General features: G+C 61.1%; 19 protein-coding genes. 5 read left to right on the top strand and 14 right to left on the bottom strand.

The features are described 5' to 3' along the window. Positions 1-69: 69 nt before the first annotated feature. From ahbA to T370_RS0111125, 7 genes are all read right to left on the bottom strand, one after another. Entirely contained in the window at positions 70-534 is a 465-nt protein-coding gene (gene ahbA / locus T370_RS0111155; RefSeq protein WP_029435763.1) for a siroheme decarboxylase subunit alpha, read from the bottom strand. Continuing rightward, the gene (gene ahbD, locus T370_RS0111150; RefSeq protein WP_029435762.1) at positions 531-1,712 is read right to left on the bottom strand and encodes a heme b synthase; all 1,182 of its coding nucleotides are present in this window, start codon (positions 1,710-1,712) and stop codon (positions 531-533) included. The genes ahbA and ahbD overlap by 4 nt, the downstream gene beginning before the upstream one ends. Beyond that, positions 1,712-2,704 (bottom strand): porphobilinogen synthase, encoded by a 993-nt coding sequence (gene hemB / locus T370_RS0111145; protein WP_005025507.1) that lies wholly within the window; start codon positions 2,702-2,704, stop codon positions 1,712-1,714. Before hemB ends, ahbD begins: the two co-directional genes overlap by 1 nt. 152 nt (positions 2,705-2,856) lie before the next feature. Beyond that, positions 2,857-4,044: a 12,18-didecarboxysiroheme deacetylase gene (gene ahbC / locus T370_RS0111140; RefSeq protein ID WP_005025505.1), complete on the bottom strand. Its 1,188-nt coding sequence runs from the start codon at positions 4,042-4,044 to the stop codon at positions 2,857-2,859. Positions 4,045-4,469: 425 nt separating this feature from the next. Continuing rightward, positions 4,470-5,540: a tRNA 2-thiouridine(34) synthase MnmA gene (gene mnmA / locus T370_RS0111135; RefSeq protein ID WP_009733607.1), complete on the bottom strand. Its 1,071-nt coding sequence runs from the start codon at positions 5,538-5,540 to the stop codon at positions 4,470-4,472. Between the two features lie 234 nt (positions 5,541-5,774). After that, entirely contained in the window at positions 5,775-7,055 is a 1,281-nt protein-coding gene (locus T370_RS0111130; RefSeq protein ID WP_005025501.1) for an adenylosuccinate synthase, read from the bottom strand. 164 nt (positions 7,056-7,219) lie between these two features. Continuing rightward, positions 7,220-7,591, bottom strand: coding sequence for a hypothetical protein (locus tag T370_RS0111125; RefSeq protein ID WP_005025499.1), 372 nt, complete (start codon positions 7,589-7,591; stop codon positions 7,220-7,222). A gap of 221 nt (positions 7,592-7,812) precedes the next feature. Here T370_RS0111125 and T370_RS0111120 point away from each other — a divergent pair, with 221 nt between their 5' ends. The 4 genes from T370_RS0111120 to ychF all read left to right on the top strand — a co-directional run bounded on the left by T370_RS0111120 (position 7,813) and on the right by ychF (position 13,334). Continuing rightward, the gene (locus tag T370_RS0111120) at positions 7,813-9,087 is read left to right on the top strand and encodes an aicarft/impchase bienzyme (protein WP_005025497.1); all 1,275 of its coding nucleotides are present in this window, start codon (positions 7,813-7,815) and stop codon (positions 9,085-9,087) included. A gap of 281 nt (positions 9,088-9,368) precedes the next feature. After that, a complete protein-coding gene (locus T370_RS0111115) occupies positions 9,369-11,453 on the top strand; it encodes a ribonuclease catalytic domain-containing protein (protein WP_029435761.1) in 2,085 nt (694 codons plus the stop codon). A 9-nt stretch (positions 11,454-11,462) separates the two neighbouring features. After that, entirely contained in the window at positions 11,463-12,047 is a 585-nt protein-coding gene (plsY, locus tag T370_RS0111110) for a glycerol-3-phosphate 1-O-acyltransferase PlsY (protein ID WP_005025493.1), read from the top strand. A gap of 186 nt (positions 12,048-12,233) precedes the next feature. Beyond that, positions 12,234-13,334 (top strand): redox-regulated ATPase YchF, encoded by a 1,101-nt coding sequence (ychF, locus tag T370_RS0111105; RefSeq protein WP_005025490.1) that lies wholly within the window; start codon positions 12,234-12,236, stop codon positions 13,332-13,334. A gap of 373 nt (positions 13,335-13,707) precedes the next feature. On the opposite strand, the gene T370_RS0111100 is transcribed toward ychF, so the two are convergent. From T370_RS0111100 to T370_RS0111075, 6 genes are all read right to left on the bottom strand, one after another. After that, positions 13,708-13,932, bottom strand: a complete 225-nt coding sequence (locus T370_RS0111100; protein ID WP_005025488.1) for a glycine zipper domain-containing protein — start codon at positions 13,930-13,932, stop codon at positions 13,708-13,710. A gap of 54 nt (positions 13,933-13,986) precedes the next feature. Beyond that, positions 13,987-14,352 (bottom strand): hypothetical protein, encoded by a 366-nt coding sequence (locus T370_RS0111095; protein ID WP_005025485.1) that lies wholly within the window; start codon positions 14,350-14,352, stop codon positions 13,987-13,989. A 124-nt stretch (positions 14,353-14,476) separates the two neighbouring features. Beyond that, positions 14,477-14,986 (bottom strand): crossover junction endodeoxyribonuclease RuvC, encoded by a 510-nt coding sequence (gene ruvC / locus T370_RS0111090; RefSeq protein WP_029435760.1) that lies wholly within the window; start codon positions 14,984-14,986, stop codon positions 14,477-14,479. 228 nt (positions 14,987-15,214) lie between these two features. Then, positions 15,215-15,961, bottom strand: coding sequence for a YebC/PmpR family DNA-binding transcriptional regulator (locus T370_RS0111085; RefSeq protein WP_009733599.1), 747 nt, complete (start codon positions 15,959-15,961; stop codon positions 15,215-15,217). Between the two features lie 128 nt (positions 15,962-16,089). Beyond that, on the bottom strand, positions 16,090-16,704 hold the full coding sequence (locus T370_RS0111080) for an RlmE family RNA methyltransferase (RefSeq protein WP_029435759.1): 615 nt from the start codon (positions 16,702-16,704) through the stop codon (positions 16,090-16,092). 97 nt (positions 16,705-16,801) lie between these two features. Further along, the gene (locus T370_RS0111075; RefSeq protein WP_009733597.1) at positions 16,802-17,011 is read right to left on the bottom strand and encodes a dual CXXC motif small (seleno)protein; all 210 of its coding nucleotides are present in this window, start codon (positions 17,009-17,011) and stop codon (positions 16,802-16,804) included. 131 nt (positions 17,012-17,142) lie between these two features. Here T370_RS0111075 and T370_RS0111070 point away from each other — a divergent pair, with 131 nt between their 5' ends. After that, positions 17,143-17,598: a GNAT family N-acetyltransferase gene (locus T370_RS0111070; protein ID WP_029435758.1), complete on the top strand. Its 456-nt coding sequence runs from the start codon at positions 17,143-17,145 to the stop codon at positions 17,596-17,598. Positions 17,599-17,773: 175 nt separating this feature from the next. On the opposite strand, the gene priA is transcribed toward T370_RS0111070, so the two are convergent. Beyond that, positions 17,774-20,125, bottom strand: coding sequence for a replication restart helicase PriA (gene priA / locus T370_RS0111065; protein WP_029435757.1), 2,352 nt, complete (start codon positions 20,123-20,125; stop codon positions 17,774-17,776). Between the last annotated feature and the right edge of the window lie 123 nt (positions 20,126-20,248).

Here is a 20,248-nt window from a genome sequence, read left to right as displayed (position 1 = left end):
AGGGGGTCCGGGGGAAGGGAGGGAGAAACTTTCTAGAGAAAGTTTCTCCCTCCCTTCCCCCGATTCGTCTTACTCTTCCATCTGAAAATCAACGCGAATTTTATACAGCTTCGTGGCGGGCAGATTCAGGATCGGAATGCCCGTCTTGGCGGTAATGTCGTCAAGCATGGCGCACACGGCCTCCCACGAGGGGCCGATTGCGGAAAACCAGACGTTGTAGGCATGGCGGCGCAAATAGTTGTGCGTCACGCCCACATGCTGGTTCACTTCGGCTATGAAGGCATCCAGCTTGTCCTCCGGAACCTTGGCCGCGCACAGCGTGGAGCGGAAACCGAGTTTGGCCGACTGGAAGTTGGCCCCCAGACGCCGGATAAGCCGGGACTTGCGCAGGGCGTTCACGCGATCAAGCGCTTCCTGCTCCGTGATGCCGAGACGCTCCGCAATGATGGCGTAAGGCCGGGACTCCAGCGGAAAATCCGTCTGGATGATGTCCAGAATGCGCTTGTCCATCGTGTCGAGAGTCATTTCCGTCATTCCGCCTCCTTCGCTTTGCGGGGCTGGTACGTGCACAGAGGCTCCTCACCCATGTAGTCGCCGTCCATGCTCCACGCGCGGGCGCGGCAGCCGCCGCATACCTTATGGAACTCGCAGACGCCGCACTTGCCCTTATACTCGGACTGATCGCGGAACTGGAGGAACGGCTTGGACTTACGCCAGATTTCCGGGAACGGCGTCGTGCGGACGTTGCCGCAGTCGAGCGTCAGATACCCGCACGGCTGAACCTGCCCCACATGGCTGATGAAGCAGAACCCCGTGCCGCCGAGACAGCCGCGCGTCATGGCATCCATGCCGAACGTGGCGGACGTTACGGAGACGCCTTCCTCGCGGGCGCGCTGGCGCATGATGCGGTAGTAGTGCGGCGCGCAGGTAGCCTTGAGGTGCATGGAGGTCGTCTTGCGGAAGTCATAGAACCAGTGCAGCACGTCCTCGTATTCCTGCGCCGTGATCACCTGATCCGAAAGCTCGGCGGCCCGGCCCATCGGCACCAGCAGGAAGATATGCCACGCCGCCGCGCCGATGCGCTCGCAGAGTTCGAATATCTTCTTAAAATCATGCAGGTTATCCCGAGTGACCGTAGTGTTGATCTGAAACTCCACGCCCTCGGCCTTGAGACACTCGATGCCGCGCATGGTGGCGTCGAACGCGCCGGGCACACAGCGGAACGCATCGTGTTTCTCGGCGTTGTAGCCGTCGATGGAGATCGAACAGCGCTGCACGCCCGCTTCCTTGATCTTGCGGGCGTTTTCCGGCGTGATGAGCGTCCCGTTGGGGGACATCACGCAGCGCAGGCCCTTGGAACCCGCATAGGCGATCAGCTCGTATACATCGGGGCGGATCATGGGATCGCCGCCGGTGAAGATGATGATCGGGTTGCCCACGCTCGGGAAGGTATCGATCAGCGCCTTGGCTTCTTCCGTGGACAGCTCGCCCGGATAGGGTTCCGGATGCGCCTCGGCCCGGCAATGTTTGCAGGCAAGGTTACAGGAACGGGTCACTTCCCACGCGATAAGGCGGCACAGCGGGGAACCGTCCTCAAGCGTGCGCGGACCGGCGGGCATACCGCCCGGATGCCCGGTGTGGCCGCCGGGATGTCCGGTGCCGGGGCGGGAATCTTCCCGCCCCATGCCGCATGGCGGCTCATGGCAATTCATCAGCGCACCCATCCTTTCTTGAGGGCTTCTTCGGCGTAGTAGGTCAGGATGAGCTTGGCCCCGGCGCGGCGGATGCCGATCAGCGACTCCAGAACAATCCTCTCTTCATCGATCCAGCCGTTGATGGCGGCGGCCTTGATCATGGAGTACTCGCCGCTCACCTGATAGGCGGCGACAGGCACGTCGAAGTTGTCGCGCACCATGCGGATGACGTCCAGATAGGGACCGGCGGGCTTCACCATGACGATGTCCGCGCCCTCGTCGATGTCGGCGGCGGCTTCGCGCAAGCCTTCCATCGCGTTGGCGGGGTCCATCTGATAGGTCTTGCGGTCGCCGTGATGCGGGGCGGACTCCGCCGCGTCGCGGAACGGGCCGTAGAACGCGGAGGCGTACTTCACCGCATAGGACATGATCGGCGTATTCACATACCCCGCCTTGTCCAGCGTTTCGCGGATAGCCAGAATGCGGCCGTCCATCATGTCGGAAGGCGCCACCATGTCCGCACCGGCCTCGACATGGCTGAGGGCGGTCTTGGCAAGCAGTTCCAACGTGGGATCGTTCACCACTTCGCCGCAGGTGTCGCCTTCCTTCAGGATGCCGCAATGACCGTGCGAAGTGTATTCGCACAGACACACGTCGGTCACAACCTGCAGATCCGGCCACTTCGCCTTAAGCATACGGATGGCGCGCTGCACGATGCCGTTCGGGGCATAGGCTTCGCTGGCGATGGCGTCCTTGTGCTTGGGGATGCCGAACAGCATGAGAGAACGCAGCCCCGCGTCCACGGCTTCGCCCACGGTCTTCTCAAGCTGCTTGAGAGAAAGCTGGTACTGGCCCGGCATGGACGGGATTTCCTTCTTGAAATCCTCATCCGTGGTATCCACCACAAAATACAGCATCATAAGGTCAGCGGCGGACAGCTGCGTCTCACGCACCATTTCACGGATCACGGGATTGCGGCGCAGACGGCGCCCACGATAAAATTCATTCATAACACATTGTCCTTTTTATGATAACAGGCAAGAACATCGCTGTTCCTGCCTCCAGAGAGTCACCGCTTCCCATCCTTGCGGCCCGAGCCTCCCCGCCCTCCAAACAGTCCGCAAAAGCGCGGGGAAAGGTGCCCTCTCCCCGCGCCCATCCCTTATTCAGGGCGGCGGATTTCGTCGTCGGTCAGGTAACAGGCGGGATCCTGGGCCCATTCGTCGCCGTAATAGGCTTCGGCACGGGAGCGGAAGTTGCCGCCGCAGATGTTCAGGAAGCGGCAGGAGGCGCAGCGTCCCTTCACATAGGCCTTCTTGTTCTTCATCTTGTGGAGCAGTTCGATGTTCGGATCGTCCCAGATTTCGGAGAACGGGCGTTCGAGCACATTGCCGAAGGTATGGTTGCGCCAGAACTGGTCGGCATGGACTTTGCCGTCCCACGAGATACAGCCGATGCCGCGGCCGGAGCTGTTGCCCTCGTTGTACTGGAGAAGCTGGAACACTTCCTCGGCGCGCTTGGGATCTTCCTTCAACATGCGCATCCAGACATAGGGACCGTCGGCGTGGTTGTCCACGGTGAGGACTTCCTTCGGCATCCCGGCGTCGAACAGGGCGCGGGTTTCGTCCATGATCAGATCGACCACGGAACGGGTTTCCGCGTGGTTGAGGTCTTCCTTGATCATTTCGGAGCCGCGGCCGGAGTATACGAGGTGGTAGAAGCAGATGCGCGGCACTTCGAGTTCGCGCAGCAGCTTGAAGACTTTGGGGATTTCAACCACGTTGCGCTTATTGATGGTGAAGCGCAGGCCGACCTTGAGGCCCTCGGCCTTGCAGTTTTCGAGGCCCTCAAGCGCCTTCTTGAAGGAGTTCGGCACACCGCGGAACTTGTCGTGGATTTCTTCGGCGCCGTCCAGCGAGATGCCCACATAGGACAGATTGATCGCCTTGAGTTCGCGGGCCTTTTCCTTGGTGATCAGGGTGCCGTTGGTCGAGATGACCGCGCGCATCCCCTTTTCGGTGGCGTAGCTGGCGAGTTCCGGCAAATCCTGACGGACCAGCGGTTCGCCGCCGGAGAACAGCATGACCGGAGCTCCGTATGCGGCAAGATCGGAGATGATGGCCTTGCCCTGTTCCGTGGAGATTTCATCCTTGCCGTCAGGATCGACGGCCTGAGCGTAACAGTGCACGCACTTGAGGTTGCAGCGGCGGGTCATGTTCCAGACCACCACCGGCTTCTTGTCTTCGGAGAACTGAAGCAGGTGGGAAGGGAGCTGGCTGGAATGCCGGCCGTAGCGCAGAGCGTCGGAAGGCTCCACCTGCCCGCAGTACAATTTGGAAATGCCGATCATGAGGACTCCTTGAGATAGTTCGCAAAAATCATCTAGAAAGAAACGCCCCTTGCGGGGGTGTCTGTCAGCCTTTCGTGTCGCGCCATGCGTGGTCCACACGTCACAGTACGCGGTAATGCAAAGAAATACTATTGCTCGCCATACGGGTCAAGGGCCTTATCAGGAAGGGAACGCCGGTGGAAGGGAGGGGGAAACTTTCTGGAGAAGGGGGGAGCCCCCACGTTTTCCCCTCCCTTCCACCGGCCCCCCTTCCCTCCCTCTTCAAAGACTTTTGACCTTATCGAATCCCTCTTTCCGGTTTTACGGAAAACAAAGACGGCTTGCTGGTATTCTCCAGCAAGCCGTTCTTTTGCTTTAATCCGCTGCCCGACAGGAACTTCCGCCGCGCGGCCTCCCCGCCCCTCCCAGCCTCTTCATCCTCCGCCTTAACGCTCCTTACAAATGATTCCCCCAGCGAGCACATGCCCGTGCTCGTCGAAAACGGCGGCGAGCTGGCCGGGGGCGGAGGGGAGCTGCGGCTGATGGAAACGGATAAGCATCCGGGCAGTGGCGTCCATGCCGCTCTCGCCGCCGCCCACCAGACGGATGTCCGCCGGAACCGCCTTCTGGCGATACCGGGTGCGCACCCGCAGCTCGTGAGGCCACAGTTCCGGGGGGACAAGGAAATTCAGTTCGCCCGCCGCGCAGGCATTGACGGGAAGCTCATCAGCCGTCCCAAGCAGCAGCGCGTTGCGGGAACGATCCTTTCCGATGACGTACAGCGGCTCCGTCCACGATACGCCGAGCCCACGGCGCTGCCCCTCGGTATACTGCCAGAGGCCGCCGTGCCTGCCCACGACATGCCCGTCGAGCAGGACCATCGGCCCCCCGGCGGGAAGACGCACGCCGATCCCCTTGAGGAAGGCGCGGTAATCGTCGTCGGGCACAAAACAGATTTCCTGGCTCTCGCGAGGAAGGGGAACCGAAAGTCCCCACTCCGCAAGCGCGGCGCGGACCTCGCTCTTGCGGACGCGGGCAAGGGGAAACACCGCGTTTTTCAGACGGCTTATGGGCGTCAGGGCAAGAAAATAGCTCTGGTCCTTGGCTTCGTCAGCCCCCTGATGCAACGCCATGCCATAACGGGGATGCTCGGCAAGGGAAACATAGTGACCGGTCGCCAACCTGTCCGCGCCAAGCTTGCGGGCTTCATCCATCCACAAACCGAACTTCACCAGCGCATTGCAGCGGACGCACGGGTTGGGCGTTTCCCCGTGGGCGTAACTCTCCGCGAAAGGCCGGACGATCTGCCGGAAAAACGCCTCCTGCAAATCGAGGATATGCAAAGGCACCCCCAAGGCACGGCACGAAGCCTCAAGCCCCGGGACGGGATCGTCCTCCGGCGAGGTTTCTTTCTGGAGGGCATGGAAGGCAATCACCTGTCCCGGATATTCACGTTGCAGGGACGCCATCGCATACAGGCTGTCCGCCCCGCCGCTTACGGCTACGGCTATGGTCATAAAGAAATCCTTTTTAGGGAATGGCGCGCGAGACATGATTCCCCACAGCAGGGGCCTTCCTCGCACCTCTTATCCCCCAAGACTTTCACGGGATAGTCAAATACATGATGTACGTTTTCTATAAAGAAAAAGGAGGTTGCCGTCGAGCAACCTCCCCACTGGTCGAAAGCCTTTGGAAGAGGGGCCGGGAGAGGAAGCCTTTCTTCAGAAAGGTTCCTCCCCCGGTCCATCCCCTTATCTGAAAATAGTCTGATTGCGGTCGGGGCCGACGGATACCATGCTGACCGGCACGCCGGAAAGCTGTTCGAGGCGCTGCACATAGGCGCGGGCGGCTTCGGGGAGCTCGTCCCACGTCTTGCACGCGGTGATGTCTTCCTTCCAGCCGGGCATGGACTCGTAAACCGGGCTCACGAGGTCAAGCGCGCCCTGTTCCTGCGGAGGATAGTCCATGCGCTTGCCTTTGTATTCATAGGCCACGCAGATCTGAATGGTATCAAAACCGGACAACACATCCAGCTTGGTCAGGGCGACGTCGGTGAGGCCGTTCAGCCGGGCGCTCTCGCGCAGCACCGGAATGTCCTGCCAGCCGCAACGGCGCGGGCGGCCGGTGGTCACGCCGAATTCGCCGCCGCTGGTGCGGAGCAGTTCTCCGGTGGCGTCGTTGAGTTCCGTCGGGAACGGGCCCTCGCCCACGCGGGTGGTGTAGGCCTTGAGGATGCCGATGATGCGGTCGAGCTTGTTCGGGCCCACGCCGGAACCGGCGGCGGCGTTGCCGGACACGGTATTGGACGAAGTGACAAAGGGATACGTCCCGTGGTCGATGTCCAGATGGATGCCCTGCGCGCCTTCGAAGAGTACGCTCTTGCCTTCGTTCCACGCCTGTTCAAGCTCGGAAGACACGTCCGTCAGATGCGGGATGATGCGCGGCGCGACGGCCATCACTTCATCGAACACGGCATCCACGGCCAGAGCGTCGATGCCGTACAGTGCCGTGAACAGGACATTCTTTTCCTTGAGGGCGGCGGCGATCTTCGCTTTGAGCAGGTCGGGATCGGCCAGATCCGAGGCGCGCACGCCCACGCGGCCCACCTTGTCTTCATAGCAGGGCCCGATGCCGCGGCCGGTGGTCCCGATCTTCTGGCCCTTTTCGAGCTTGTTCTCGCGGGCCTTGTCCAGCACCTTGTGGTACGGCATGATGAGGTGGGTCTTCGAGCTGATCTTGAGGCGGTTCGGGGAGACGTCCACGCCCTGCCCGATGAGGGTATCGAGTTCTTCCACGAACACGACGGGATCAAGGACGACGCCGTTTCCGATCAGGCAGATTTTGCCTTCGTGTAGAATGCCCGAGGGAACAAGATGGAGCGCGGCTTTCTTGCCGTCCACGATGACGGTATGCCCCGCGTTGTTTCCGCCCTGAAAGCGGACCACATAGTCGATCTCCTGAGCCAGAAGATCGACGAACTTGCCCTTTCCCTCGTCGCCCCACTGGACGCCGACGATCACCACATTGGACATGGGTTACTCCTTGATACCTGTATTCACTGTGCTTCGCGTTTCCGATCCGTCAGGATCGCTGGGGGGAAGCCCGCAACAGTCCATGAAGATCCAGCTTGGAGTCTACAAAGGTTCAGCGGGATCGTCAACGTGAATCGGGCGGAAAAAACGGTTTTCCTGCGGCCTCAGCCTTTTCCGCCGGGCTCTTCGGAGGCATCCTTCTCTGGACTGCGGTGCGGGCGGAACTGGATAATCGCGGCTTTGCGCTTGGGCTTCGCAGGAGCAGGCCTGCCCGTTGGCGGGTCCAGAAAAAAGTCCGGCTCCGCGACGGGCTGCGACGCCGCGCCGGGATGTACCTGCGCCGACCAGCTGTAATTGAACAACTGGTTTTTCCACCGCTTGGCCTGAATGAACGAAAAAACCAGCGCCGCTTCCTCCCAACGCTTCGTGGGTTCGAAATGGGAAACGATGACGGCGTACTTATCCCAGAGCGCCAAAAGGGAAGCCTCATCCAGCGCATCGAGCTGGCGGGCCATTTTGATCAAAAGTTGTTCCATAGGGGGGATTCCTCCTCGAACGGGATGCAAGGGGCGGCATGAGCGCCTCGGCGGTCTTTCGGGCAAGGCGGCGGAACATCTTCCGGCGCCTCTTGCCATTGCCGCACACCCGCGACATGCTACGCCAATCCGCCAAGGGGTTCAAATGGAATTTGCCCGTCAGCGCGGGTTATGATAGGGAATGCCGATCCGCTTTTACCCGACCAACCTCAGGAGACGCCATGTCCAGCCTCAAAGATATGTATCGGACCGTATTGAAGGACACCTTCCCGGACACCATGACCATCACGCTCGGCGACGCCGTGCTCACCTACAAAAAACGCACATGGCACATCGACGGCGAAACCAAGGGGCTGCGTTACGGCGAAAACCCCGATCAGCCCGCCGCCCTGTATGAGATGGAATCCGGCAAGCTCGCCATCGACGGCGTCGAATGGCGCGGTCCGCAGGGCATCATGTCCGCCCTCACCGAAGCCCAGATGCTGCAGGCCGGGAAGCATCCCGGCAAGACCAACCTCACCGACGTGGACAACGGCTGCAACATCCTCCAATACCTCGCGGAACGCCCCGCCGCCGTCATCCTCAAGCACAACAACCCCTGCGGAGCGGCGTGGTCCAAGGAAAGCGTGGGCGACGCACTGGACAAGGCCTTCTGGTGCGACCGCATCGCCGCCTTCGGCGGGGCCGTGGTGGTCAACCGCCCGCTGGACATGCAGGCCGCCGACCTCATCGCCGCCAACTATTTTGAAGTGGTCGCCGCCCCCGACTTCGAAGAGGGCGTGCTCGAAAAACTCGCCGCACGCAAAAACCTCCGTATCTTCAAGCTGCCCGCCCTCGCCCGCCTCGGCGAACTCGCGGGCGTTCCTTTCCTTGACGTCAAGAGCATGGCCGACGGCGGCATCATCCTCCAGCAATCCTTCGTGAACCGCATCCGTTCCGCCGCGGACTTCATCCCGGCGGTCGCCACCACCAAGGACGGCCTGACCGTCTCCGCCCGCAAGCCCACCCCGCAGGAGGCCGACGACCTCGTCTTCGCGTGGGCCGTGGAAGCTGGCGTGACCTCCAACTCGGTCATCTTCGCCCACAACGGTGCCACGGTCGCCATCGGCACCGGCGAGCAGGACCGCGTGGGCTGCGTGGAATTGGCCATCTTCAAGGCGTACACCAAGTATGCGGACACGCTGGCCTTTACCCGCCACGGCATGACGCTCTACGAACTCAAGCTCAAGGCGAAGGAAGACGCCGAAGCCGCCGAACAGCTCGCCGCCATCGAAGCGGACACACAGAAGGCCAAGGGCGGCCTCGCCGGTACGGTGCTCGTCTCCGACGGCTTCTTCCCCTTCCGCGACGGCGTGGACGTGTGCATCGCGCAGGGCGTGACCGCCATCGCGCAGCCCGGCGGCTCCCTCCGCGACTACGAAGTCATCGGGGCCGTCAACGAAGCCTCCCCGCAGGTGGCGATGGTCTTCACCGGCCAGCGTTCGTTCAAGCATTAATGAAGATTGGAAAGGGGAAGGAACGCCTTTCGGATAAAGGATTTCCCCCTTTCCTCTCCCAAGAGTTCCGTAAGGGAAAAAGGAAGCGAATGTTCAGGCTACAGCCCTTCCGGAGCCCTTGTGTGTACGGAATCTTTTCATGAGATAAAAAAAGACCGCCGCCTTTCCCCAGTACCAAAACGTAAACGTCTTGGAAAGGAGAGGGGGTTCGGGGGAGGGAAGAGGGAACCTTTCTCCAGAAAGGTTCCCTCTTCCCTCCCCCGGCAACAGAAGGATTCAAGATGGTTCAAGGCTTGGTTCGTTACCCCGGCGCGGGGTGTGTGGTTGAGTTCATGCAGGGCAACGCGCCCCAGATCGCATGGGTGCTGGAGGAACAGAACGGCAGGCTCCGCCTGTTGCTTCCGAACCGCCGGGAAACGGCCCTGCAAGCCGCGCGCATCCTGCCGTGGCCCGGCCCGGCCTACGAAAAGAACTGCTCCCGCGACGCGGCGCTGGAAATCCTCGAACGCCACAAGAGCCGCCGGGAAGTCGCCAACGTCGATCCGCTGGAACTCTGGGAACTGGCGCAGGGCGAAGTGGAACAGGCTCCGGCCCAGTGGTTCGCGGAACTCGCCATGAGCGAGCCGGATATGGACGCCGTGGCGGCCTGCGGCCACGCGCTCATGCAGGCCAAGAGCCATTTCAAGTTCAATCCGCCGAATTTCGAGGTCTACCCCGAAAGCGTCGTCGCCACCCGCATGGCCGAACTGGAAGCCGCCCGCAGGCGTGAAGAGCTGGTCAACAAGGGAAGCGCCTTCATCCGCCTGTTGTGGGAGATCCATCAGAAGAAAAGCACGCAGTCCCCGGGGCGGGCCGCCGAATCGTTGGACCCCGATGTCCGCGAACGGCTGCGCCGCACCATCATGAACCGCATCGCCGATCCCGAGACCTCGGAAGACGACGGACTCTGGAAACTCATGGTCAAAGGGCTGCCCGACGATCCCTTCATGCCGCTCTACCTCGCGCAGGCGTGGGGGCTCGTGGAGCCGCACCATAACTATTGGATGGACAGGGCCGGATACGCCCCCGGCAACGGCTGGTGCGAAGAGCACCGGGACGAGCTCGACGCCCTGCTTGCGCAAGCGGCGGAAGACGAACGGCAAGAGCCGACCTTCCCGGACAGGCCCATCATCAGCATCGACGCCCCGACCACCCGCGACGTGGACGATGCCTTTTTCATCGAAGCCCGGCCCGACGGCGGCTGGAACCTGACGCTGGCGCTGGCCTGCCCGGCCTTCCGCTGGCCGTTCGGGGGGAAGCTGGACAAGGCGGTCTTCAACCGCGCCACCAGCATCTATCTGCCGGAAGCCACCCACCACATGCTTCCGGAAGCCCTCGGCACGGGAGCCTACAGCCTGCTGGCCCAAAAGACGCGGCCTTCCCTGCTCATCGAATGCACCGTGGGAGCCGACGGCCTCGTGGCCGCGTGCGAACCGCGCGTCGGCTATGCCCGCCTTGCGGCGAACCTGTGCTATGAGGATTGCGAAACCGCGCTGGACGGCGGGGAGTCCCCGGCGTCTCCCTATCTGGAGCAGCTCCGGCAGGCCCTCGAACTTGCGCGGGCCCATCAGGAGCGCCGCATCGAAAAGGGCGCCGTCATCATCGAGCGTCCGGACATCACGATCAATCTTGAAGGGGCTGGCGAAAGCATCACCGTTTCGCTGGATGAAGATCCGCTCGCGCCCAAGGCCCACCTGCTCGTTTCCGAGCTGATGGTCCTGACCAACGCAGCGCTGGCAGCATGGGCCAAGGAGCACGGCGTCACCCTGCTCCACCGGACGCAGGACGTCGCCATCCCCAAGGAGTTCTCCGGCATCTGGCAGACGCCCCTTGAAATCGCCCGAGTGGTCAAAGCGCTGGCCCCCGCCGTGCTGGAAACCAATCCACGCCCGCACGCCGGCCTTGGGGAAGCGATGTATGCGCCGTCCACGTCTCCGCTGCGCCGCTATCCCGATATGATCAACGAAACGCAGATCATTTCCCTGCTCCGGGACGGCAAGCCGCGCTGGAGCAAGGAAGAGCTCGACACCCTGCTTCCCCTGCTCAACGCGCATCTCGACGCCGCCGGGCAGGTACAGCGCTTCCGGCCCCGCTACTGGAAGCTGCTCTACTTCAAGCAGCAGGGCGACCGCTGGTGGCCCGCCGTCATCACTGATGAAAACGACGCCTTCGTCACCGTCAATATGCCCAAGGAGCAGATGATTGTCCGGGCGCGCCGCCAGTTCTTCGGCGAGCGCACACATCCGGGGCAAGAGCTTGAAATCCGCCTCGGCAAGGTGCATCCTCTGCAAAACGACTTCCAGCTTCTGGAAACCAGAGAAATCTAAGGAAACGCCATGTTCGACATCCTGTGGATCTGCCTTACCTACTGCATCGGCTCCGTCCCGTTCGGCCTGGTCTTCGCCAAAACCTTCTGCCGTATCGACCCCCGCACGGCCGGAAGCGGCAACGTGGGAGCGACCAACGTAGCGCGTCTCTGCGGCAAGGCATGGGGGGCGGCCACGCTTGCCTGTGACCTCCTGAAAGGCACCATCCCCGTCTTCATCGCCATGCAGTACTCGACGTCCGAGCTTGTCTGGACGCTCACGGCGCTGGCGGCGATCCTCGGGCATCTCTATTCCTGCTTCCTCGGCTTCAAGGGCGGCAAGGCGGTGGCGACCTCCATTGGTGTCCTTATCCCTCTGGCGTTCTGGCAGCTCCTCATCGCCGTCTGCATTTGCCTGTTCCTGATCTGGCGTTCCGGCTTCGTTTCGCTTGGTTCGCTGGCTCTCGTAACGGCCATGCCCATCCTGCTGGCGCTTTCCGGCAAATTCGGCCTCCTGCCCCTCTCGCTGATCATCCTCGCGCTGGTCTTCTGGAGCCACCGCGAAAACATCCGCCGTCTCGCCAAGGGCGAGGAAAAGACGTGGATTAAGAAGTAACCGATATGGAGAACCGGGGGAAGGGAGGAACCTTTCTGGAGAAAGGCTTCCTCCCTTCCCCCGCCCCCCGTCCCTCCACCTCCCAAGACCTTTGACTGATGGGGAGGCGGCGCGGAGGGAATTCGTTCCGGCAACAGGCCGGAAATCGATTGTAGCAACAAAAAATAACCGTCCGGAGACGCTCTCATGGCATTGAGCATCGGCATCGTCGGCCTTCCCAACGTGGGCAAGTCCACCCTTTTCAACGCGCTGACCAAGGCACAGAACGCGCAGGCCGCGAACTACCCCTTCTGCACCATCGAGCCCAACAAGGCCACGGTTCCCGTGCCCGACCGCCGCATCGACGCGCTCGTCGATCTGGTGCACCCGCAAAAAACGATTAATGCCACCGTGGACTTCATCGACATCGCCGGGCTCGTGCGCGGGGCCAGCAAGGGCGAAGGCCTCGGCAACCAGTTCCTCGGCAACATCCGAGAATGCGCCGCCATCCTTGAGGTGGTGCGCTGCTTTGAGGACGACGACATCACCCATGTGGACGGTTCGGTCGATCCGCTGCGCGACATCGAGACCATTGAAACCGAACTCCTGCTCGCCGACATTCAGGGCACGTCCAAGCGCCACGAGCGCATGGTCAAGATGTCCAAGGGCGACAAGGATGCCCGCGTGGCCGCCGACGAAATGGCCCGCCTTCTGGAGCACCTCAACAACGGCAATCCGGCTTCCACCTTTGAAGCCAAGGACTGCCCGGCTTTCGCCGCCGCGTGGCATGAACTCGGCCTTCTGACCGCCAAAAAGATCATCTACTGCGCCAACGTGGACGAGGACAGCCTTGCCGAGGACAATGCCCATGTGACCCGCCTCCGCGAGTTCGCCGCCACGCGCAACATCGAAGTCGTCAAAATCTGCGCCCGTATCGAAGAAGAACTGCAGGGGCTTTCCGACGAGGAACAGCGCGAAATGCTCGGCGCGTACGGCATCGAGGAAAGCGGCCTGCTGCGCGTCATCCACTCCGGGTACAAGGCGCTCGGCCTTGCCAGCTACTTCACCGCCGGAGAAAAGGAAGTGCGCGCGTGGACCATTCAGGACGGCTGGAAGGCTCCGCAGGCCGCGGGCGTCATCCACACGGACTTCGAGCGCGGCTTCATCCGTGCCGAAGTCATCGGCTTCGACGATTACGTCAAGTACAAGACCGAAGCCGCCTGCCGCACCGCCGGAGTCCTCCGCACCGAAGGCAAAGAGTATGTCGTCAAAGACGGCGACGTGATGCACTTCTTGTTCAATGTGTGAGAAATCGGGGGAAGGGAGGAGGAACCTTTCTGAAGAAAGGCTTCCCCCGCCCCCCCATCCATCCACCTCCCAAGACTTTTATAAGCGGGCTTCAGATGCGCTTTGGGTGGGGGAATGGGCCGCACAAGAATCCCCTACGTTCTCAACACTTCAATACAACCCATTTTTATAAGACAATGAGCTGAAATGGTTCTCCATTCCAGCTCATTGTCTTTTGTGACCAAACAGACCGGTTTCGAGAGGCACATCTCCCATTCGGGAAAACCGACGCGCCGCCTCCCCACCAGTCGAAAGTCTTTGAAGGGATGGGGGGCGCGGGGGGAAGGGAAACTTTCTCCGGAAAGTTTCCCTTCCCCCCGCACTCTCACCCCACCTATTTGCTATGCCCGTAAATGCCGCCAGCAAGAGCGCCGAGGCCACCGCCGATGAGCGCGCCGGTCGTCCCGCTTCCGCCGGTGAGGGCACCAAGGCCAGCACCGAGGATCGCACCCCCGGCAGCGCCGCTCAAGAGGCCCTGCTGGGTCTTGTTCATGTTCGTGCAGCCAACGGTCCCGAAAACCAACGCGCCGACCAAAAGTATGGCTGAAAGACGTTTCATTGCACTTCTCCTATCGCCCCTTCCGGGGTGGGATTATCAAGATATGCCGCCGAGCTACTTGCTGGCGGGAACCATGAATTCGTACCAAAGCACGTCAAAGACTTCGCGGTTCGCCTGATCCGGATGCGCGGCATACCACGCGTCCAGTTTTTTCTGGATATCCGTCCAGTTGGTGTTGCCGAAAGCTTTTATCCATGCCGTGACGAACGGGGAGGCTTGCGTTCCCTGTTGTTGGGCGATCAGCTGTTCGATGGCGATGATATTGGATGCGCCATACAAAAAGGCCAGCTTTTCGTTCTGAGAAGACTGCAACCAATGCTTGCCGGTCAAATCCGTGGCAGACTGCGCCGCAACCGCAGGCAGGCACAAAGCGCAAACAAGCGCCGCCGCAAAGACCACCTTAGTGAATCGAGCCATCATGAGAAACCTCCTTTTCGCCGCATAGCTGCCGCGTGATTCCTCAAGGGGAACATATTTACGGGATGGTTTCAAGTAGAACTACAGCCTTCTAATGCTGTCAGCGGAACAAGGAAAGAGGCGGGCATCAACGCCCGGAAAGGCGGACAAGCCGCTCGAAACGGCGGTGGGTCAAATGGCAAATCGCTGCGGCCAGCGCGTCGCCCGTGTCCACGGCCCAATCGGGCTTCACGCCGAGCACCCGCCCGACCATGAAACTGACCTGCTCCTTGTCGGCCCTGCCGACGCCCACCAGCGATTTTTTGATCACCGTGGGTTCGTAGTCCCGCACAGGCAAATCATAGGCCGCACAGGCCGCAATGGCCGCACCGCGAGCCTGACCGAGCTTGAGCGCGGTCGCCGCGTTCTTGGCGGTAAAAACCTGTTCCACGGACGCTTCGTCCGGTTTCAGACGGCCGAGTACCTGATGCATTTCCTTAAAGATGACCCCGAGCCGGGAAGCGAACTCTCCGTCAAGCGGAGGGCGGATGACCCCGCAATCCACAAGCTGGAGCACGCCGGACACTTCGCGCACCACTCCCCACCCCGTATTCCGGGAACCGGGATCGATGCCGATGATGGTGATGGACTGCGACATGAGAAAAAGGAGGGAAGAGATTTCCGTGCTCCGAATGGAAGCACGGCTCGGAGGCGGGGCCCCCATACGCTCCCCGGAGAAAGGCTTCTGGAGCATTCCGCCTTGAAGGGAACAGAGGGACGCTGGTTAAACGCCAGCGGTTGCAGATTTCGGGAAGGGAGGGAAAACGTTTCTAAAGAAAAGCGCTTTCCCTCCCTTCCCCTATATCTTCAAAACAGTTCAGCCAAATCAGTCTTCCAGCTGAGCCATGATTTCGTCGGAGATGTCCGCGTCGGAGTAGACGTTCTGGACATCGTCGTTGTCTTCAAGCAGCTCGATGAAGCGCAGAAGCTTGCGGGCGGTTTCGAGATCGACTTCCATCGTGGTCTGGGGAACCTGATTGAGCTCGGCGGAAATCATTTCCAGCCCGGCGGCTTCGAAGGCTTCGCGGACGGCGTTGAAGTCGGCCATGGCGGTCTGGATTTCCCACACGTCGCCTTCGTCGCGCAGATCATCGGCACCGGCTTCGAGCGCGGCTTCCATCAACTGGTCTTCGGTGTACTTTTCCTTCGAGAACTGGATGACGCCCTTGCGTTCGAACTTCCAGCTCACACAGCCGTTTTCGCCCATGGACCCGCCGCCCTTGCTCATCAGATGGCGGATTTCGGCCACGGTACGGTTACGGTTGTCGGTCGCGGTTTCCACGATGACGGCGACGCCGCCCGGACCGTAACCTTCGTAGTTGATTTCTATAATGTCGCCGCCGGCATCCTGTCCGGTACCCTTGCGGATGGCGGCTTCGATTTTATCCTTGGGGAGGTTGATCGACTTGGCAGCAGCAATGGCCGCACGCAGGCGGGAATTACTGGCAGGATCGCCGCCGTTCTTGGCTGCGATGATGATTTCCTTGGCTGCCTTGGTAAATTCCTTACCTCGCTTGGCATCCTGGCGACCTTTACGGTGCTGGATGTTGGCCCATTTGCTGTGTCCAGACATTGAATCCTCCTGAATGTTTCAAAACAAGGCCGGGGCAATGTTTTCCGGCTGGTGCATCTCAATCGGGGTCCGGCCTCCCTCATACCTTCAAACAAGGAAGAGGGTCATAGCCGGGACCGCGTGAACAGTCAATCCCGGGCGCCGTCCGCCTCTTTCCCCTTGAAGCCCAGCCCGACGAAAAACGTTTCTTTGCTTTCCACGCGGGAACTCTGAGGTTTGAACGAGGTCACGCGGGCGAACCGGGGGCGCATACCTTTGAGCAGCTCCCCGACGTCCGGCCCCATGAAAATCTTGACCACAAAACTGCCGCCCTTCACCAGATACTTTTCGGCGACGGCAAGCGCTTCCAGACAGAGCTCAAGGGAGCGGGCCTGATCCGTGAATTTCGTCCCGGTCGTCTGCGGGGCCATGTCGCTCATGACGACATGGAAGGGCCCCGTTTCGGCGAGCTGCCGCTCAAAAGCCTCGGAGCGCCGGAACACGTCTTCCTGATGGAATTCCACATTGGGAGGAAAAACGGTGACCGTGCTCTGGATATCGCAGGCCAACACCTTGCCCTGAGCGCCCACGCGTTCCGCCGCGCCAAGCGACCACGAGCCGGGAGCCGCTCCCAGATCCAGCACTTTCATGCCCTTTCTGAAAATCTTGAAACGCCCGTCTATTTCCTTGAGCTTGTAGACGGAGCGGGCAGGATAGTTTTCCTGTTTGGCCTTGAGGAAGTAGTGATCACGATATTCTTTCATAGTATCTCCACCTTGTAACCCAAAAACCTCCAAATCACCAGAGGTATGGAGCGGAGGGAACCATGTTTTTTCGGCTCTGCGCGAAGGCCGTGCGGGCTTACATCCTGTCGCAATAGACGGAACTGAGGAATTCTTCCATCGCCTCGTCGGCAAGGGCGATATACTCGGAAAGCGGAAACGCCTTCCCACACTTGGGACAAAACATGTGCACCTCATGGCAAGACCGCTCAATGAACAGCGGCATCCCGCAATGCTTGCAGCACACCGTCGTCTGGACCTTACGGGCACGGGAAAACGAACCCCACATAGCATACCTCCAAAATCGCTTTGGCCTATACGACACGGCCCGATTCGTCAAGCGGCATGGCGCACCCCTTGCCCTTATTGAAGAATGCCTGCACTCTCTCCTTGAAAAGAGAGCACAGGGAGCGGAAACGCATGGAAATCAGGAAACCCGGCGCGGCGGAACTCAAGCCCGCCTTGGCTCTGGCATGGGACGTCTTCCTCAAGGACGCGGCATCCGGCTTTTCGGACGAGGGCATCAGAACATTCAAACGCTTCATCGAATACGACAGCATGGCGGCAACGCTGGCCAACGGGACAACGACGATGTGGGCCGCGTTTTCCGGCCTTGAGCCTATCGGCGTCATCGCCGCAAGGGAAAGCCATATCTGCCTGTTCTTCGTCGCCGGCCCTCATCAAAGGCATGGAATAGGCCGCCGGCTTTTTGAGACGTTCCGCAGCCGGCGCCTCAGCCTCGCGCCCCAGGCGCCGCTCACGGTCAACGCCGCCCCTTCAGCGGTCAGGGCGTACCAGCGGCTCGGCTTCGTCCGCACGGGCGGAGAGCAGGTTGCCGACGGCATCCGGTTCGTACCGATGAAGCATACATTGTGAAGATCTGACAAAAAGCGGCGCCACAGGCCGCCGCCACGCTTGCAACGGACGCAATCGCACGATCGGCGTCCGCCTTTGCAGGGCTGAACCCAAGAGGCAGGATGAGCCGCCGAGCGCCCCTTGGCATCCGTTGTTCCGCTGGCGGTTTTCCTTTTCAGAAAAAACGTTTTCCGGGCTACAGCATGTTCACGGGGTCGATATCCAGTGAAATACGCAGGTTCGGGGGCGAGGCGAGAGGCAGAAGCACGGCATAAAGGGCACGGATGGATTGCCAGTCTCCAGCCTTGAGGAGGCACTGAAACCGCCTGCGTCCCCGCAGGAGCGGCAGCGGCGCGGGCGCGGGGCCAAGAACGGTCACGCCTTTGCTCTCCGAACGCAGCAGAGCCGTAATCCGCGCGAGCTGCGTCGGCCCGTCCGCCCAGTCCATAGGGTAGGAAATCCGCAACAGGGCCAGATTGATGAAGGGGGGATAGCGCCGCCGCTTGCGCAGAGCGATTTCGTAGTCGTAAAACCCTTCGTAGTCCCCGTTCTTCACATACTGCCAGCAGTAATGGTTCACGTCGCGGGTTTGGATAATGACCTGCCCCGGCTTCTCGCCGCGCCCGGCCCGGCCCGACGACTGCACCAAAAGCTGAAAGGTCCGCTCCGCCGCCCGGTAGTCAGGCAAATTGAGGCCAATGTCCCCGTCAGCTACCACAGCCAGCGTCACATGCGGGAAATGGTGCCCTTTCGAAAGCATCTGCGTGCCGACAAGGACCTGCGCCTCCTGCCGGGCAAAAGACTCAAGGATCTCCTCCATGCGCCCCGGGCGGCGAGTGCTGTCCCGATCCAAGCGCAGAACCCGGCCTCCCGGAGGCAGAAGCGTCCCGATATACTCTTCGACACGCTCGGTTCCCTGCCCCATGGGATGGAAATGCAGCCCTTTGCAGCTCGGGCAAGGCGAAGGGAACGGAACCGAATACCCGCAATAGTGGCAGACCAGCCGCTCTCGCCCCTTGTGGTAGGTCAAACCGATATCACAATGCGGGCATCGGGCCACCTTCCCACAGTCGATGCAGTACATCAGTGGAGCATAACCGCGCCGATTCAGGAGAATCACCGCCTGATCCCCCTGCTCCACCGTCTGCTTGAGTGCGGAGAGCGTCTCCGGAGCCAGAATGGACTCGACGCAGTTCATGGACCGGATGTCCACCAGCCTGATCGAAGGCAGCGTACCGCCACCCACGCGCGCCGGAAGCGTGGACACCGGGATTTTCGCCTCGCGGACCGCGTAAAACGTCTTCAGATCCGGGGTCGCGGATCCGAGCACCAATAACCCTTTAGCCTGCGCGATGCGAAACCACGCCACTTCTTTGGCCTGATAGGTAAGCCCTTCATCCTGCTTGAAGGAAGAGTCATGCTCCTCGTCCAGCACTACGGCCCCAAGGGACGGCAAAGGCAGAAACAGGGCGGAACGCGTCCCGACGACAAGGCACGGTTCGCGGCGTTTCGCCAACTCGCGGAACGTTTTTTCGCGCAGGGCGGCCGACTGGTATCCATGAAAAAAATAGAGCGGCACATCCGGCAGCGCGAGAGAGGCGTCCCGGCGCAGCTTCAAAGCGAGCGCCACTTCCGGGGCCAGCAGCAGCATGGAGCGGCCACGGCGCAGGCATTCTTTGGCCAATTCCATATATACGGCTGTCTTGCCGCTTCCGGTCACGCCGAACAGCAGGTGCGACGCGGGATTCCCGGCATCAAGATCCGCACGGAACGAAGCCAGCGCCGCCTCCTGCGCTTCGGAAAGCGCGAAAAGGGCTTCCGATGCGGGAGGCAACAGGTTGCAGCCGGTTTCCTCTTCCGCACAACCGGCTTCGAGGCATTGCAGGCCAATCAAACCGTTCTTGAGCAAAGACTCGAGCGCCGGGGCGACTCCCTGCCCCATTTGCCGCAATACTTCCCGCCGGGAAACGGCGCCATGTTCCAACAGGAACTCCAGAAGCTCGATCTGGCGCGTCGCGGTCGGCCTCACAGCCCACGGCGGATCGCAACGCAGTACACACAGCTCGCTGGCGGCGGCGTCTTCCCGTGGCCCGAGCAACTCCGCCCCTCCCCGCATCCACGCTTCACCAAGCGCAGCCAAAACCTCTACTGGCAGCTTGGGCAAATCCTTCAGCAGCCGTATCTGCGCCTTGCCTTGCGCTTCCATCGTACGGAGACGCATCTGCGTCACCCGAAGCCCCGCGGGGAGCACCATCGCGAGGATCTGCCCCGGCGTCACGGCCTGGCGCAAAGCAAGCTGGCGCACCATTTCCATGTGCCCGGACGGCAGCAAAGGTTCCTTTTCCAGAGGCCAAAGCATGGGCCGAGCCGTTACCCCCTCCGGCAGAGGGGAACCATCGCCGAGGACGACCCCAATACGCAACATCCCTCTTCCCAGCGGCACGGCGACCCTCAAGCCGGGGCACCACGAAAACCCGGCAAGCCACTCGGGAACGGCATAGGTCAAGGAAGCGAATGGGGGCGTCAGCAAAGCAACGGTTCGAAGCAAGGGGATATCCTGAGGTGTTAGGGAGTGGACAGCAGCCTATCCAGGAATCGCTGCTTGTTCCCTCTATCGGTTCAATTCAAAAAGAAACGAAAACAATACATTTCAATGCAATAAAAGAACAGG

The sequence above is a fragment of the Bilophila wadsworthia ATCC 49260 genome (assembly GCF_000701705.1).
Classification (GTDB): domain Bacteria; phylum Desulfobacterota; class Desulfovibrionia; order Desulfovibrionales; family Desulfovibrionaceae; genus Bilophila; species Bilophila wadsworthia.
Note: the sequence above shows the minus strand (reverse complement) of the source record. Positions and strands in the feature narration are given on the sequence as shown.

Excerpts from the sequence above, each read along its gene's own strand:
- T370_RS0111120 (WP_005025497.1), top strand. The coding sequence starts at position 7,813 with ATGTCCAGCCTCAAAGATATGTATCGGACCGTATTGAAGGACACCTTC.
- ahbD (WP_029435762.1), bottom strand. The coding sequence starts at position 1,712 with ATGAATTGCCATGAGCCGCCATGCGGCATGGGGCGGGAAGATTCCCGC.
- T370_RS0111125 (WP_005025499.1), bottom strand. The coding sequence starts at position 7,591 with ATGGAACAACTTTTGATCAAAATGGCCCGCCAGCTCGATGCGCTGGAT.
- mnmA (WP_009733607.1), bottom strand. The coding sequence starts at position 5,540 with ATGACCATAGCCGTAGCCGTAAGCGGCGGGGCGGACAGCCTGTATGCG.
- ychF (WP_005025490.1), top strand. The coding sequence starts at position 12,234 with ATGGCATTGAGCATCGGCATCGTCGGCCTTCCCAACGTGGGCAAGTCC.
- T370_RS0111085 (WP_009733599.1), bottom strand. The coding sequence starts at position 15,961 with ATGTCTGGACACAGCAAATGGGCCAACATCCAGCACCGTAAAGGTCGC.
- T370_RS0111075 (WP_009733597.1), bottom strand. The coding sequence starts at position 17,011 with ATGTGGGGTTCGTTTTCCCGTGCCCGTAAGGTCCAGACGACGGTGTGC.
- ahbC (WP_005025505.1), bottom strand. The coding sequence starts at position 4,044 with ATGATCGGCATTTCCAAATTGTACTGCGGGCAGGTGGAGCCTTCCGAC.
- plsY (WP_005025493.1), top strand. The coding sequence starts at position 11,463 with ATGTTCGACATCCTGTGGATCTGCCTTACCTACTGCATCGGCTCCGTC.
- T370_RS0111130 (WP_005025501.1), bottom strand. The coding sequence starts at position 7,055 with ATGTCCAATGTGGTGATCGTCGGCGTCCAGTGGGGCGACGAGGGAAAG.
- ruvC (WP_029435760.1), bottom strand. The coding sequence starts at position 14,986 with ATGTCGCAGTCCATCACCATCATCGGCATCGATCCCGGTTCCCGGAAT.
- hemB (WP_005025507.1), bottom strand. The coding sequence starts at position 2,704 with ATGAATGAATTTTATCGTGGGCGCCGTCTGCGCCGCAATCCCGTGATC.
- T370_RS0111095 (WP_005025485.1), bottom strand. The coding sequence starts at position 14,352 with ATGATGGCTCGATTCACTAAGGTGGTCTTTGCGGCGGCGCTTGTTTGC.
- T370_RS0111070 (WP_029435758.1), top strand. The coding sequence starts at position 17,143 with ATGGAAATCAGGAAACCCGGCGCGGCGGAACTCAAGCCCGCCTTGGCT.
- ahbA (WP_029435763.1), bottom strand. The coding sequence starts at position 534 with ATGACGGAAATGACTCTCGACACGATGGACAAGCGCATTCTGGACATC.
- T370_RS0111100 (WP_005025488.1), bottom strand. The coding sequence starts at position 13,932 with ATGAAACGTCTTTCAGCCATACTTTTGGTCGGCGCGTTGGTTTTCGGG.
- T370_RS0111080 (WP_029435759.1), bottom strand. The coding sequence starts at position 16,704 with ATGAAAGAATATCGTGATCACTACTTCCTCAAGGCCAAACAGGAAAAC.
- T370_RS0111115 (WP_029435761.1), top strand. The coding sequence starts at position 9,369 with ATGGTTCAAGGCTTGGTTCGTTACCCCGGCGCGGGGTGTGTGGTTGAG.